1 protein-coding gene is annotated in these 851 nt (G+C 61.7%); it reads right to left on the reverse strand.

All coding sequences use genetic code 11. From position 1 onward, the window contains the following. The coding region (locus RTCK_RS18595; RefSeq protein WP_142593905.1) for a helix-turn-helix domain-containing protein at positions 1 to 776 on the reverse strand (776 nt) is incomplete at its 3' end. Positions 777 to 851 lie beyond the last annotated feature (75 nt).

Consider the following 851-nt stretch of genomic DNA (forward strand, 5'->3'; position numbering starts at 1 on the left):
GTCAGGTGCATGCGCTCGTGGCGGCCGTTCTCCTGCGGGTGGCCGGGACGGATGCGCTCGATGGCGATGCCGAGCCTGAGCCACCAGACCGAGAGCTTTGACAGATTGTAGAGCCCGTTGGGACTGGCGAAGGGCAGGCCGTTGTCGGAGCGGATGGCGACCGGCAGGCCCCGCTCGGCAAAAACCCGCCGAAAGGCCTCGAAGACACCCTGTTCGCGCGTCGATTCGAAGGCCTCGCAACACAGAAGATAGCGCGAGAGCTGGTCGGTGATCGTCAAAGGGTAACAGTATTGGCCGTTGCCCAGCTTGAACTCGCCCTTGAAGTCGGCGCACCAGAGATCGTTGGGACCAGGTGCTGCCGATAGCGGCGTGCCGACGGCCTTGTTCGCCCGGTTCCTCTTGCGGGCCTGGCTCACAAGGCCGTGACGATCGAGTACGGCGTGTACGGTGCTCTTTGCCGGAATGCGCACATCGCCGGCCAGCCGTTTGACGAGCAGTTCCCTGATCTTCCTGGCACCCCAGTAAGGCTTCTCTTGTCTGAGGCGAACAATCATCGCCTCAACCGGATCCGGCAACTGGTTGGCATAGCGCACCGGCCGTCGGGATCGATCGGTCAGCGCTTCCAGGCCATCATCCTTGTAGCGGTTGAAGATCTTGTAGCCGGTCTTGCGCGAGATGCCGAACGCTCGGCACACCTCGCTCATGCAATCGCCCTCAAGCAGCCGGGCGACAAATCGTAGACGTTCCTCCATGACCGAAGTCTCTCTCCACGGCATCGACACCTCCCGCCAAAGCGAAAAGTGTTACCCATGTCTCCGGTACGAAATGTCACCTATCTCTCAGGTCGGGCA

This window comes from Pseudorhizobium endolithicum, assembly GCF_902153245.2.
GTDB lineage: Bacteria > Pseudomonadota > Alphaproteobacteria > Rhizobiales > Rhizobiaceae > Neorhizobium > Neorhizobium endolithicum.